The sequence below is a fragment of the Bacillus sp. RC51 genome (assembly GCF_044908115.1).
GTDB classification, from domain to species: Bacteria; Bacillota; Bacilli; order Bacillales; family Bacillaceae_G; genus Bacillus_A; species Bacillus_A mycoides.
Genome location: NZ_JBIYCW010000024.1, coordinates 35833 through 49724, shown reverse-complemented (window position 1 = coordinate 49724; position 13892 = coordinate 35833). Strand labels below are relative to the sequence as shown.

At 32.8% G+C, this 13892-nt stretch carries 13 protein-coding genes; 12 read left to right on the top strand and 1 reads right to left on the bottom strand.

The window, feature by feature from the left end; translation table 11 throughout:
- Positions 1-746 precede the first annotated feature (746 nt).
- The 3 genes from ABH959_RS28175 to ABH959_RS28165 all read left to right on the top strand — a co-directional run bounded on the left by ABH959_RS28175 (position 747) and on the right by ABH959_RS28165 (position 2553).
- On the top strand, positions 747-944 hold the full coding sequence (locus ABH959_RS28175; protein WP_002069589.1) for a hypothetical protein: 198 nt from the start codon (positions 747-749) through the stop codon (positions 942-944).
- A 351-nt stretch (positions 945-1295) separates the two neighbouring features.
- Positions 1296-1529: a hypothetical protein gene (locus tag ABH959_RS28170; RefSeq protein WP_016097159.1), complete on the top strand. Its 234-nt coding sequence runs from the start codon at positions 1296-1298 to the stop codon at positions 1527-1529.
- 315 nt (positions 1530-1844) lie between these two features.
- A protein-coding gene (locus ABH959_RS28165) for an IS6 family transposase (protein WP_404493468.1) occupies positions 1845-2553 on the top strand; the annotation gives its coding sequence in 2 pieces (ribosomal slippage) (positions 1845-2054 and positions 2056-2553; 708 coding nt in all).
- 486 nt (positions 2554-3039) lie between these two features.
- Here the strand turns inward: ABH959_RS28165 and ABH959_RS28160 are convergent.
- Positions 3040-4329: a glycosyltransferase family 2 protein gene (locus ABH959_RS28160; protein ID WP_016093943.1), complete on the bottom strand. Its 1290-nt coding sequence runs from the start codon at positions 4327-4329 to the stop codon at positions 3040-3042.
- A gap of 307 nt (positions 4330-4636) precedes the next feature.
- Here ABH959_RS28160 and ABH959_RS28155 point away from each other — a divergent pair, with 307 nt between their 5' ends.
- The 9 genes from ABH959_RS28155 to pseI are packed head-to-tail and all read left to right on the top strand — an operon-like array spanning position 4637 to position 13775.
- On the top strand, positions 4637-5404 hold the full coding sequence (locus tag ABH959_RS28155; RefSeq protein WP_016093944.1) for a glycosyltransferase family 2 protein: 768 nt from the start codon (positions 4637-4639) through the stop codon (positions 5402-5404).
- A gap of 4 nt (positions 5405-5408) precedes the next feature.
- Positions 5409-6812 (top strand): CDP-glycerol glycerophosphotransferase family protein, encoded by a 1404-nt coding sequence (locus ABH959_RS28150; protein WP_404493467.1) that lies wholly within the window; start codon positions 5409-5411, stop codon positions 6810-6812.
- Positions 6813-6845: 33 nt separating this feature from the next.
- The gene (locus ABH959_RS28145; RefSeq protein ID WP_404493465.1) at positions 6846-7871 is read left to right on the top strand and encodes an SDR family NAD(P)-dependent oxidoreductase; all 1026 of its coding nucleotides are present in this window, start codon (positions 6846-6848) and stop codon (positions 7869-7871) included.
- Positions 7868-8830 carry a dTDP-glucose 4,6-dehydratase gene (locus ABH959_RS28140; RefSeq protein ID WP_404493463.1) on the top strand — a complete coding sequence of 321 codons (963 nt, stop codon included), beginning with the start codon at positions 7868-7870 and terminating at the stop codon, positions 8828-8830. Before ABH959_RS28145 ends, ABH959_RS28140 begins: the two co-directional genes overlap by 4 nt.
- A complete protein-coding gene (gene pseC / locus ABH959_RS28135) occupies positions 8830-10035 on the top strand; it encodes a UDP-4-amino-4,6-dideoxy-N-acetyl-beta-L-altrosamine transaminase (protein WP_002069610.1) in 1206 nt (401 codons plus the stop codon). The genes ABH959_RS28140 and pseC overlap by 1 nt, the downstream gene beginning before the upstream one ends.
- Positions 10036-11031, top strand: a complete 996-nt coding sequence (locus tag ABH959_RS28130) for a cytidylyltransferase domain-containing protein (RefSeq protein WP_113938469.1) — start codon at positions 10036-10038, stop codon at positions 11029-11031.
- A 39-nt stretch (positions 11032-11070) separates the two neighbouring features.
- Positions 11071-12171, top strand: coding sequence for a UDP-2,4-diacetamido-2,4,6-trideoxy-beta-L-altropyranose hydrolase (gene pseG, locus ABH959_RS28125; RefSeq protein ID WP_002069615.1), 1101 nt, complete (start codon positions 11071-11073; stop codon positions 12169-12171).
- A gap of 1 nt (position 12172) precedes the next feature.
- Positions 12173-12733, top strand: a complete 561-nt coding sequence (gene pseH / locus ABH959_RS28120; RefSeq protein WP_002069616.1) for a UDP-4-amino-4,6-dideoxy-N-acetyl-beta-L-altrosamine N-acetyltransferase — start codon at positions 12173-12175, stop codon at positions 12731-12733.
- The gene (gene pseI / locus ABH959_RS28115; RefSeq protein ID WP_002169371.1) at positions 12726-13775 is read left to right on the top strand and encodes a pseudaminic acid synthase; all 1050 of its coding nucleotides are present in this window, start codon (positions 12726-12728) and stop codon (positions 13773-13775) included. The genes pseH and pseI overlap by 8 nt, the downstream gene beginning before the upstream one ends.
- The last annotated feature ends 117 nt before the right edge of the window (positions 13776-13892 follow it).

Sequence of the window (13892 nt, the reverse complement as noted above, 5' to 3'; positions counted from 1 at the left end):
ATAAGATGGGGCGCTGTATGCGATGAAAGTCGCACGTACAGTGCTAAGCGGGGGAAAAGATGGAGATAACTTCAAAGTCTTACCTATCGCAACTATTAGAAAGTGAGATTAGCAGTTGATTAAAAAGAAAAAGACTAAACCTCTTAAAAATAAACAAAAAGTGAAAGTACAGAAAAAGAGGAAACCGAAGATTAAGAGCAAGCCGATCATGATTGATGGTATATAGTTTGATTCTAAAACTGAGTTGGAGTATTACATGTACTTAAAACTAGATCGGCACCAATTGGATATGATGGTTTGATTGAATGAACTGCATGTCATAAAAGAAGGAAAGTCTAAATTATATTAGTAATTGCTACCGACAATCACCGATATAAGTCAGGCTGTTCTTCTTAAACGATTAACCGAGCAGAGAGCTTCCGCTCTTTGTTTGAGCCAATACAGCTGAACATTCCCCTCAGTTTTATGTGTTGGTTCAAACAAGGCGTAGGAAGAAACATATGCGTCTGGATATAAATCTTTTATAATTCGACATTGGCGAAAATGACATTAAGTAGCCGACTCTACGGAGTATAAACGAGAAGACTGAGAGTATCTAGAATAGCAGAGGCTTGAAGAGATACTTATTGCCATTTGTTCTCTCTCTTCCCCTTCAGGGGCTGTCACTTCGGTGATGGCTTTTTGTTTTGTAGGATATTCTTCTTTTCTGTCGAATAGATAGATTGGGAGAGGTGGGGAATAAGTAAATGAAAAAATTTATAATAAGCATAGAAGCAGTCGATGGTAAACAACACGAATTTGAAATTGAGTATAAAAAGACAGTAACAGTTGCTGCTATAGAAAATTCTATACAAGCAAGAGAAGCTAGATTCTTCAGATTTGGAGATCGTATGGTTAATTTGGACAATGTATTCTCTTTAGTGGTAAAAGAGAAGAAGGATTAAATACAAAAAAAGCATCCAAAACGGGTGCTTTTTTCTTTGTTATATAGAAATTACACATTAACCATTAAGCATATTAGGGAATATCGAGCATAGAATGATATTGACACACCACGATATCAAGTTTATTGCTGCGTTTTAGTGTTACCTCTATGTTCACGAAAGGGCACCTGGATAAGGTGCCTTTTTGATGAACTATTTTGATAAAGAAATCATATAGTATAGTGTAGGACAAGTTAACCGCTTATATCCTATTCAATGCTCATCGAGAAGTCCATTCACATATTTTAGCATCTACTGACGTGGGTGCTCTTTTTTATTGAGCAAAATGTACATTTAAATAGAAGGTTAATGGTGGGTGTAACATTAGAGGAATTAGAAAAGTGTTTTAATGAAGCTGTAAATGAAGAAGCAGAGTATGTAGCTGTTCAGATTGAAATGGATGGATTTCCTAGCGATGAAGTAATTATTAACGACAAACATAACATTGATTCTAAACTAGCTTATTATAAGAAAACGTACAATGAAGATTTAGAACATAGATACACTCCAGGAATTTGTATTGTAGGTTTTGCGTATGGTTATTAGTTCTCAGGAATCCTACGTGAATTAGGATTGTTGGTGAAGTAGTGATTAAACCAATAGCAATTATCGTAGGCGCTGCCGTCTTGTTTGTTGTTAAGGGGATGATAAGGGGTGAGGGGAATGTGGGGTCCGACAAGTTTTAAGGATGTTTTAGAGATTATTTGGTACTACAAGTGGGAGTTTTTCAAAACACTACTTCCTTATAGGGATTCCAGTATTTTCACTTGGATTAGGAACGGGTTGGCTGGTTCTGGTGCAAAAAATCTATAAAACTTGGACATACTGATATTACTACTCTAGAAAAGGTGTGTGATCAGTATGAAAAAGGAAAATTTGTTCAAATGGAAGCATTATCAGCCTGATATAATTTTGTTAACGGTAAGATGGTACCTACGGTATAACCTCAGTTTTCGTGATTTGGTGGAAATGATGAAGGAACGGGGCTTATCTATTTCTCATACCACGATTATGCGTTGGGTTCATCAGTATGGCCCGGAATTGGACAAACGAATTCGTCGTCACCTTAAGCAAACCTAATGACTCTTGGAGAGTTGATGAAACATATATAAAAGTTAAAGGGCAATGGATGTACCTGTACCGTGCTGTTGATTCGAAAGGAAATACAATCGATTTTTGTCTAAGCAAAACAAGAGACCGAAAGGCTGCAAAGCGCTTTTTCAAGAAAGCTTTGCGGTCTTTTCATGTATCAAAGCCACGTGTGATAACAGTCGATAAGAATCCGGCTTATCCAATAGAAATTGAACTGTTGAAAAAAGAAAAAAGCATACCTGATGGTATGCAACTTAGACAACAAAAGTACTTGAATAATATAGTAGAACAAGATCATCGCTTTATAAAGAAGCGTATCCGTTCTATGCTAGGGCTCAAATCTTTTGACACAGCTATATCCATTCTTTCTGGAGTAGAAGCCATGCATATGATTAAAAAAGAACAGATTAATTTACGGAACCAGTCTATCCAAAATCAGAAAGAATTCGTTCATCAATTGTTTGGACTTGTAGCATAAGATACGATTCCGTTAGGAATATATATGCTTTATTCTCTTTTACTTTATTTTTGCACCAGAACCTAAAAGAATCAATGGGAAAATCAGAACTATTTGAGAAAGGAAAAATAAAAAAAAGAAGTGACTGTTTTGACAGAATTGAGAGAGTCATAATGGTACATCAAAACTTCATGAAGAGAAGAAGTGCACCTATTATCATATAGAATTTGTTGTGAAAGATGAAAGAAACAAGCATGCAATAATGATGAAGTATGGCATTATATATATTTCTTATTATTCGATAGGATGATGTTATCTGCATTACTAATATTGATAGATGGTGACCCCTACTAGCAAGCTAAGGTTTTGAAGTACCCCCTAAATGAAAACTTTCTTTCTCTACAGGTAGATATTTTGAGAAAACAGCTCATTTTTTTGTTTTGGGGTGCTTACTTTTCTTAAGTTGATGGGGCATGGGGATAGTCCTTCTTGGCACAATCTCGTTTGTCAGTCTTCTTGGTACTCTTCAGCTAAGTGAGATGGATATGATGAAATAGGAGGACCAATTTTAAAGTAGGATAAGCTAGTTTTTGAAATCGGTATACAGTTCTTTAATAGATACAGTTTTTGTAACATGTCTTTATCTATTGGGTGAAGCATGCGATCTGTCATAATGAAATAATTGTGATGATAGATAAATACTTTCCCTTCAGGTAGAATCGTGTAATTAGATAATTTCGGGTAAATAGGTGGTCCATCTGAAAATTCATCTAAACTACGTTGCGAAACTTTAATAATTTCTTGAGCTGAAAATTTAAACTTGCGAAATGCTGTAGTGTTAATAAATGGACGTTTTTGATTATTTTCTATATAAAATAATTCTCCTTTTTCATTTTTTACAACACGTAAATTTGGAATGGGTTCTGTAAGAGATATAGGTGGTCCTTCTGTGTATTTGTAAATAAATGGTTCAGGTATTGGGACAATTTGATTTTGATTATATTTGAAGTAAGAAAGCATTTCTTTTGATATGGGCCTACGTTTATAATTATCAACTAAAAATACGTCACCTTGTGAATTTCTAAGCAATATACCATTTAAATCTTTAGATGGGAGGTTGGCATATAGATTTTGGAAGGAAAAAGGTGTTTTGAAAGTAATATCGAGCACTTTGTTAATAGGATAGAAAGGTTGGAATGTATTTAGACGTTTCCAAAACATTGCATCTCCGTTAAACCAATATAGAGGATCGGTCTCCCAATAATTACTGTATTTTTGATAAACCTTTAATAAAATTCTTCTTGTATGCATAACTGAACAGTGATCCACAACATTTGCAGCTGTATATAAAATTTCCGAGGCTTTTCTTACATATTCATGAGTAGGTTGTAGATTATAATCAACACATTTTACGTGCTGAGAAGAATACACCACATCTATTTCAGGACTTTTTTGTAAGAAAGATAACATTTCAGCTAATCTATTTGGAACGTACATAGTATCATCGGTTAAATAGCAAATATAATCTCCGCATGTTAATGGAAGCGCCTCATTAATGAGCGTTGCATATCTTGTGGTTTTATATCTTTCATTACCTTGTATAAAACTATTCTTATAATAAATTCGAGGGTCATCTAAATACTTTTTTATGATATTTATAGTATCTGGATAAGAGTTATCATCCATAATAAAAAGTTCCCATTCTTTAAAAGTTTGCATCTGAACACTTTCAATAACTTGATTAATTAAAGAAGGTTTATTATAGCTAGTGAGGATAATTGAAATTAGGGGTTTCAAAGTTGTCACCTCTTGTGAGAATTTTGGATAGCTTAATATTTTCAGGTGAATATTAATTGAATCTTTGGAGTTAGTTGTTTCTAACTATTGATATTTTCTTTTTTGTACTTAAATAGTTTATTACTTGTTCATAGATATGGTATAGACTATAGCGGATTATAAAAAAGATGCATGGGCAAATAAAATAGCTACTTTATCATTTTATTACATATATAAATCTTTTTTAAAATTATCGGAACGGTTCGTCCTTTCTCTTTATATAATAACGTAACTATTTTTTATTTAATGATAAGGAGGAGAGTAATATTTGCCTAAAATTACAGTTATTATGACGAGTTATAATAAGCCCACATTTGTAGAAAAATCGATATTAAGTGTATTAAACCAAACTTTCCAAGATTTTGAACTTTTTATTATGGATGATGATTCTAACGAACTGACTCAGAAAGTGATTCAGCCATTCATAAACAAGAAAAATGTACACTTTTATAAAAGTAATGTAGCCCATATTTCTGAACGAACAAAAAAAGTCAGATATGCTGCTTTAATTAACGAGGCACTTAAACATGCAAAAGGGGAGTATATTACTTATATTACAGATGATAATCAATACGAAAAAGAGCGACTTAAAATGATGTCTAGTTATCTTGATGAGAATAAAGATGTTCAAATTGTATATTCTGCATCAAAAACGATCCATCTAGATGAATCAGATTTACCTATCAAAACTGTTGAAAGGCCTGCAAAAAAAGTCACTAATAATGCGCCATGCGCAATTGATCATTGTTCTATAATGCATAGAGCATCTGTTTTGCCGATTCTTGAAAAAAGGTGGAGTACTTACTGGGATGAAGACCCTCAGTTTTATCGTATAGGAGATGCACGCTTTTTTTGGAGATTAAATCATTATTGGGATTTTTATCCTTTAGATGAAATTTTAGATATCAATTATATTACTTCACATTCAATACATGCGCAGTTATTTGCGGAAGAAAAAAATGAATTTGTACAATTATTACCATCACAAAGAACATGTAAAGAATTAAGAGAAGACTTAAGGAAAAAAAGAGGGTGAAATATTGAGTGACATCTATTTGAAAAATTACTGGTTATTAAATCTAGAATATATAAATGTTTTTTCTGAATTAAAGCATTATAATGTTCCTTTACCATTACTGAGTAATTTCTATCAATATTTGGACGAAGATGTAAAAAATAAAATGAAAGAAAAAGATTTTTATAAACAACTGTCAATTGAACCTATAGAGGAAACACAGTTGCAGTTAGAGTTTGAAAAAAGAATGTCTTCATTTCAATCAAAGATAAAAAGAATAAATCAAAATGGAGTGATTCTCCTGAATTCAGATTATCTCCGTTTTTCAGTAAGTAATTTTACTCACTTTAATCCAAATCATACAAAGATATTAACTAGATCAAAAAAGACAGAACTTTATGGTCTTCCTACAATTTGTGCACCAGATTATATAAATAAAGCCCCTAATACTGCACATGTTTTCATCGAAAAGGCTAAAAAAATCTATTCAAAGTTTAATAAACATCCACTATTTTCAAACATGTTTTTTCAAAAAAAATTACTCAGCGACCTCCCTATTATGATTGAGAAACTTAATATGGCATATTTCATATTTAAAGAACAATTTATTTCTGGTGTGATTGTTGGCACAACGGAGGATATAGCAAGCAGAGCTCTTACTTTTCTATCTAAAAGTGAAGGGATACCGAGTTATTGTCTTCAGCATGGTGCGATAATGGGTGAAGAAGCATACTTTCCAGTTTTCGCTACAAAACAGGTTGTATATGGAAGATATGAACGAGATTGGTACCTTCAAAAAGGGGTCAGTGAATCTCAAATTGAGGTTATAGGGCATCCCAGATATGATGATATCTTCGATAGGGTATATATGGATAAAAAGAATCTTTTTAAACAATTAAAAATAGACCCCTCTACAAAAGTAGTTTTTATTGCAACCCAGCCATTTAAAACTTCATTTTATATCGAATTGACAGAAGAATTAGTTAAAGGCAAAAATATCACAGTTATTATAAAGCCTCATCCTTGGGAAAAAGGGCGTAACCTAGTGGGAGAATATGTTCGGTTAAGTAACGTATATCCTAATGTTAAATATATAACAAATGAAGTGAACATGTATGATGTTATTTTACATGCGAATCTTGTGGTTATTTCTAATTCAACAGTTGGGTTAGAGGCAATGTTATTAGATATACCTGTAGTTGTTTATAAATCGTTATTAGAGGATAGAGATTATAAGTATTTTGATAAATTAGATTGGCTTGTAAATCACTCTATTGAAGATATGGTGGGCACGATTGAAAAGGTCCTAAACGATTCTTTGCAGTCAAGTCTAGCAAAAGAATTAAGACAACAATTTATTAGTGAAAATTATCCACAAGAAGTAAGCACCAAAAAGTTGCAAGGCTTAATTCAAAGCGCACAAGGATAAACATTATTTTAAAAAGAGGAGGTATTCATATCTATGTTTTTTAAAAATAAAAACGTTTTAATTATTGGTGGAACAGGAACAATTGGAAAAAGCATTCTTTCTAATGTTTTAGAGGGAAGGCCAAAAGTTATAAGAATTTTTAGTAGAAGTGAATATAATCAATTTTTATTACAAGAAGAGTTTAGGGGTAAAAATCAAAATATTCGCTATTTAATTGGGGATATTCGAAATTATGATCGCCTATATAGCGCAATGGAAAATATTGATTATGTGTTCCATGTTGCGGCGATGAAGCATGTTTCATTTTGTGAATATAATCCGTTTGAAGCGGTATTGACCAACATTTTTGGAACACAAAATGTAATAAAAGCAGCAATTGCCCAGAAAGTAAAAAAGGTGATTTTCACAAGCTCTGATAAAGCAATTTCACCAACAAATAATTATGGTGCAACAAAACTAACAGCTGAAAGATTGATAACATCAGCGGAATATTCAAAAGGATCTAGTGAAACAATATTTGCAAGTGTACGTTTCGGGAATGTTATGGGATCGAGAGGTTCTGTTATTCCCTTATTTGAAAATCAAATTAAAGAAAATCACAAAATAACTGTAACTGATCTTAGTATGAGCAGATTTATGATGACACTGAAACAAGCAACGATGTTAACCATTGAAGCAATGAAAATAGCAAAGGGCGGTGAAACTTTCATATTGAAAATGCCAGTTATTTCATTAAAAGATTTAAGTGAAGTGATGATAGAAGAAGTTACAAAGTTGTATAGTTTGTCCAAGGATAGTATTAAGATTGAAGAAATTGGATTAAAACCTGGTGAAAAAATGTATGAAGAACTTATGACACATGATGAATCTTTACAGGCTTTTGAATTACCGGATATGTTTATCATACCAAGTCCACTAAAAAAGGGTGCTCAATATGAAAATGCCAATAGAGCGAAGCCAGGATTTTATCGCTCAGATCATCAAGATGCGATTTCAAAAGAAGAACTTAGAAATTTGATTATAAACCAGCAACTACTAGCAGGAGGGGAGAAATTATGAAAATATTAGTAACTGGTGGTGCAGGATTTATTGGTAGGTGGGTTGTAAAGCGATTATTGCAAGATAAGCATGAAGTATGGATATTAGACAATTTAGCGAATTCAACTACAGCAAATATTATCGAGTTCGTTTATGATTTAAACTTGAAGCAATGTATACAAGGAGATATTAAAGATAAAAAATTGGTTGACCAATTATTTAAAAATCATTCATTTGACCTTTGTTATCATTTAGCAGCAAGTATTAATGTTCAAGATAGTATAGATGATGCTAGAACGACTTTTGAAAATGATACAATAGGTACTTTTAATTTGTTAGAACAATGTCATAAGCATAATGTCAAAATGGTCTTTATGAGTACTTGTATGGTATATGATAAAGCTACTAATACACAAGGAATATCAGAATTAGACCCCATTAAACCAGCTTCTCCATATGCTGGATCAAAAATAGCTGCTGAAAATATGGTTCTATCTTACTATTATGCTTATAAGCTTCCAGTTGTGGTAATTCGTCCATTTAATACGTACGGGCCATTCCAGAAAACTGGAGGTGAAGGTGGGGTTGTTGCCATTTTTATAAATAATAAATTAGATAAAATACCAGTAAATATTTATGGGGATGGGAAACAAACGAGAGACCTTTTATACGTTGAGGATTGTGCAGATTTCGTTGTGAAAGCAGGCTATTCTTCTAAAGCAAATGGTCATATTATCAACGCAGGAACAGGACAAGATATATCAATTAATAATTTAGCAGAATTGATTTCGGGAAATAAAGTAAGTATTCAACATGTAACTCATATCCATCCACAAAGTGAAATTCAAAAATTATTATGTAACTATGAAAAAGCAAAAACAATATTAAATTGGGAACCGAAAGTTTCTTTAGAAGATGGAGTTATTAAAACAGAAGAGTGGATTAAATCTTTAAAAATTAACCCTAAGGAGAAAGAATAATGGCCAGGGAAATTCTCGGTATACATGGGGGAAATCCTGTTAGAGGAACATATTTGCCTTATGGTCAACAACAAATTGATGACCATGATATTCAGGCAGTTATAGATATATTAAAAGGAGACTTTTTAACGACAGGACCAACGATTCAACAGTTTGAGGAGGCTATAGCAAAATACGTTGGGGCAAATTACGCTGTTTCTTTTTCAAGTGGTACAGCTGCTTTGCATGCTGCCTGCTATGCAGCTGGAATCACAGAGGGAGACGAAGTAATTACAACCTCAATGACATTTGTAGCAAGTGCAAATTGTATTTTATACCAGGGTGGAAAGCCAGTTTTCGCTGATATAGACTATGAAACATACAATATCAGTACTAAGTCTATAGAGGAAAAGATTACAAACAAAACAAAGGCTATTATTCCCGTACACTTTACTGGGCAGCCTGTAGAATTAGATAAAATAAAAAAAATAGCAAATGAGAATAACTTGATTATCATTGAAGATGCAGCACATGCATTAGGAGCCACTTATAAAAACCAAAAGATTGGTTCAATTGGTGATATGACAATGTTTAGCTTTCATCCTGTGAAACATATTACAACAGGAGAGGGTGGAGTAATTACTACAAATAATACTTTGCTTTATGAAAAGCTTGTTCAATTTCGTACACATGGAATTGAAAGGAATCCTCAAAAACTTCTTGATAATCATGGGCCTTGGTATTATGAAATGCAATTTTTGGGTTACAACTACAGGATGACTGATATACAGGCTGCTCTTGGCTTATCACAGTTAAGTAAATTAGATTCTTTTATTAAGATTAGAAAGAAATATGTAGACATTTATAATAAAGAATTTAATAGTTTACCTGAAATCATCATACCAAAGCAATTGCCCCAAACCCACTCAAGTTGGCACCTTTATATCATTCGGTTAAATACTAAATTATTAAAGGGTAATCGAAAAGAAATTTATGAGGCATTACAAAAAGAAAATATTGGTGTGAATGTGCACTATATACCCGTACATTTACAACCGTTTTATCAAAATTTGGGTTATAGAAAAGGCCTTTGTCCACAAGCCGAAAATTTATATGAGGAAATTATTACACTTCCTCTATTTCCTAAAATGACAAAAGGTGATGTAGGGGATGTAATAAAAGCAGTAAGAAAAGTTCTTTCGTTTTATAGAGTTGCTAAACATTAAATGAAAGGGGTGTTATTAGAATTGCGAAACAAAAAGTTGTTAAGAGCAGTAACAAAAGTTGATATAAAAAAAGGAGAAATCATTACAGCTAATAAAGTTGATATGGAACTAGGTATCGTTGAAAATGCACTGAACCAGCTTCAGTTTGAGGAATTATTACCTCAAGTAGCTTTATATAATTTGCAAGCAGGAACTCCATTAACGAAAGAGGTTATTGAACCTCCTAAAGTAGTAATTATTGTACTTTGTAGGTTAAAATCTACTAGGTTACCTTTAAAGGCAATATTGCCAATACATGGAGTTCCTTCCATTGAACGATGTCTTATAAATACATTAGCTATTCCAGGGAAACACCAGGTCATACTTGCTACTTCAGATGTAGCACAAGATGATCCTTTAGAAAAATTTGATCTAGGTGGGAAGGTTAAAATTTTCAGAGGTGATCCAGGAAATACCGCAGATCGCATACTCCAAGCTGCAAAACAAGAAAATGCAAATATTGTAATACGGATTACCGGAGATTGCCCAGTTGTATCACCAGAAATTAATACTTTTTTACTAGATCAACATTTGAAAAGCGGTGCAGACTATACACAGGCAGAGTTAAGTACGTTACCTGTCGGAACAGCAGGCGATATTTTTACTTTAGAGGCAATCGAACGATTGCTACAAACCCCAAAAACTTTAACCTATGCAGAATACCTTCCGTTTTATTTTATTAATAATCCACATTTATTCCGGGTCAATATAGTAAAACTCCCTCCGCCATTTTGTTACCCTACTTGGAGGTTAACATTAGATGAACAACCAGATTTAGATATGTTCAATGAACTTTATAAAAGTCTGAATGTAAAATCTAAACCTTTATTTTTTCATCAAATAAAAGATTATATCCTTCGAAATCCTGAACTTATTCAAATCAATAGTCATGTGAAATTGAAATGGGCAAATCAACAATCATTAGTGGATGAGTTAAATAGAGAAACGAAATTATAAATTAATAAATTGTAGTGCTTTTAGTGAGGAGGGAGTAACTTGCTTGAGAAAAAAATTGTCTTTCGTGCTGATGCATCTATTGAAATAGGGACGGGTCATATTATGCGTTGTTTAACATTGGCTCAGGAGTTACAGAATAAAGGTGCTCAAATTTATTTCATTTGTCGTAAGCTACAAGGTGATCTTCAGCGATATATTTTAAGTAAAGGATTCCACGTATTTTTATTAGATACAAATGATGAAAATACTGAATTCTCAAGTACAGTATATGGGAGTTATTTGAATTGGCTAAAATGTCATTGGTTTGTTGATGCACAACAAACCAATGACATTTTGTCTCAACTCCCCCAATTTGATTGGTTAATAGTTGATCATTATGGGTTAGATAAAAAGTGGGAGACTGTTTTAAAAAAAACTGTAAAAAAGATTATGGTAATCGATGATCTTGCAGATCGAGTACATGATTGTGAATTGTTATTAGATCAAAATCTACACGAGAGTCTTAATGAACGCTATAAAGAATTAATACCAGAGCACTCTTTAATAAAATTAGGACCTAAATATGCCATATTACGGCCAGAGTTCCATTCTGCTAAGAAATTTTTACGAAAAAGAACGGGTGCGGTTGAACATATTTTTATATTTTTTGGTGGGCACGATGTAACGAATGAGACATTAAAAACGTTAAGAGCTATACAAAATATTAATAGTGATACTTTAAAAATAGATGTAGTGGTAGGAAGCCAAAATCCTCATAAGAAAGATATTCAAAATTATTGCAAGAGCATTTCAAACGCTTCATTTTATTGTCAAATAGAGAATATTGAAGAGTTTATGATACGAGCGGATTTAGGGATAGGAGCTGGGGGCACAACAACATGGGAGCGCTGTTTTCTTGGATTACCTTCTATAACAATTACAACTGCACAAAATCAAATAGAAGTAACCAAAGCTGTGGCGGAGGCCGGAGCTACATGGAATATCGGTACAGCTGAAAGTGTTTCAGATGAAACCATTACGAAATGTCTAAACAAACTTTTAACAGATTCAGATAAAGTGAGAGAAATGTCTAATAAAGCTCTTGCCATAAAGTGTGCCAGTAATTCGGATGAAATAACAAAAATTATTTTAGGAGGATAGTATGTTAAACATTGAAAAATTCCATTTGAAATGTATAGAAAAGAAAGATTTAAATCTTATTTTAAAGTGGAGGAATACAGAAGAAATTCGTTCTGTTATGTACGAAGATCATAAAATAACAATAGACGAACACTATAAATGGTTTGAAAAACTAAAATATGATGAAACAATGATTGCAAGATTACTAATATATAAAGAAAAGCCAATTGGATTTGTTAATTTTACAAAAATAAATAAAATAGATCGAACTTGTAATTGGGGATTTTATATAGGAGATAAACAGAGTGTAAGGCGTGCTGGAACTGTATTAGGTATAGTAGCATTAGACTATATTTTTGAAACAAATGGCATACAAAAAGTATGTGCAGAAATATTAGAATCAAATCGTATTAGTTTAAACTTTCATCAGAAACTCGGCTTCCAGGAAGATGGAAGATATGTGAACCATATTTTCAGGGATAATGAATTTATCGACGTTATTACAATGACCCTTTTTTATGAACAATGGATGGAAAGGAAAGAAGCTATAAAAACAGAAATTGAAGGTGAAAAATATGAGTAATTTATATATCGGGGGTAGAGAGATTGGCAATAGCTCGCCACCATTTATTATTGCAGAAATGTCAGGGAATCATAATCAATCATTAGATAGAGCCTTGCAAATCGTAGAGGCAGCAGCAGAGGCTGGAGCACAAGGATTTAAAATTCAAACATATACACCAGATACAATGACTTTAAATATAGAAAATGGTGATTTTTTAATTCAGGATACGAAAAGCTTATGGAAAGGTAAAACACTTTATCATTTATATAAAGAAGCATATACACCATGGGAGTGGCATAAACCCATTTTTGATCGCTGTATAGAATTAGGAATGATACCATTTAGTACTCCATTTGATGAAACTGCTGTAGATTTTCTAGAATCATTGAATGTTTCTTGTTATAAAATCGCATCTTTTGAAAATACTGATATTCCCCTCATACGTAAAGTAGCAACGACAGGAAAACCAATAATCATTTCGACAGGTATGGCTTCTATTGCTGAATTAGATGAAACAGTAAGAGCTGCGAGAGAAGAGGGATGTAAAGAATTAATTCTATTAAAATGTACAAGTACGTATCCTGCATCGCCGAAATCTACAAATATAGCTACGATACCTCATATGAAGGAGTTATTTAAATGTGAAGTAGGTTTGTCTGATCATACACTTGGAGTAGGAGTATCTGTAGCGAGTGTCGCCTTGGGAGCCACAGTAATAGAGAAACATTTAACGCTTTCGAGATCGGATGGAGGAGTTGACGCTGATTTTTCAATGGAACCTGCTGAATTTAAATTATTAGTAAGCGAAACTGAAAAAGCATGGGAATCTTTGGGGAAAGTATATTATGGCCCTACTGATTTAGAAAAAGATTCTTTAAAATTTAGAAGGTCATTATATGTTGTAGAAAACATAAAAGCGGGAGAGGCTTTCACGATAGAAAATATTAAAGCTATTAGACCAGGTAATGGCTTATTACCAAAACACCTATCCAAAATTATCGGAAAGAAAGCGAATAAGGACATTGAAAAAGGAACGCCTGTTTCGTGGGATCTTATTTGATAGGGTACAATTAGATACTACTAGGAATTCGTTGAATAAATTAAAATGCCTTTTCAATTTAATGAAAAGGCATTTTAATTTATTCAGAATGATTATAGAAAAAAAGATATTTTTAAT

Coding starts and splice junctions, on each gene's coding strand:
- ABH959_RS28175 (WP_002069589.1), top strand. CDS start 747: ATGAAAAAATTTATAATAAGCATAGAAGCAGTCGATGGTAAACAACAC.
- ABH959_RS28145 (WP_404493465.1), top strand. CDS start 6,846: ATGTTTTTTAAAAATAAAAACGTTTTAATTATTGGTGGAACAGGAACA.
- ABH959_RS28140 (WP_404493463.1), top strand. CDS start 7,868: ATGAAAATATTAGTAACTGGTGGTGCAGGATTTATTGGTAGGTGGGTT.
- pseC (WP_002069610.1), top strand. CDS start 8,830: ATGGCCAGGGAAATTCTCGGTATACATGGGGGAAATCCTGTTAGAGGA.
- ABH959_RS28130 (WP_113938469.1), top strand. CDS start 10,036: ATGAAAGGGGTGTTATTAGAATTGCGAAACAAAAAGTTGTTAAGAGCA.
- pseH (WP_002069616.1), top strand. CDS start 12,173: ATGTTAAACATTGAAAAATTCCATTTGAAATGTATAGAAAAGAAAGAT.
- pseI (WP_002169371.1), top strand. CDS start 12,726: ATGAGTAATTTATATATCGGGGGTAGAGAGATTGGCAATAGCTCGCCA.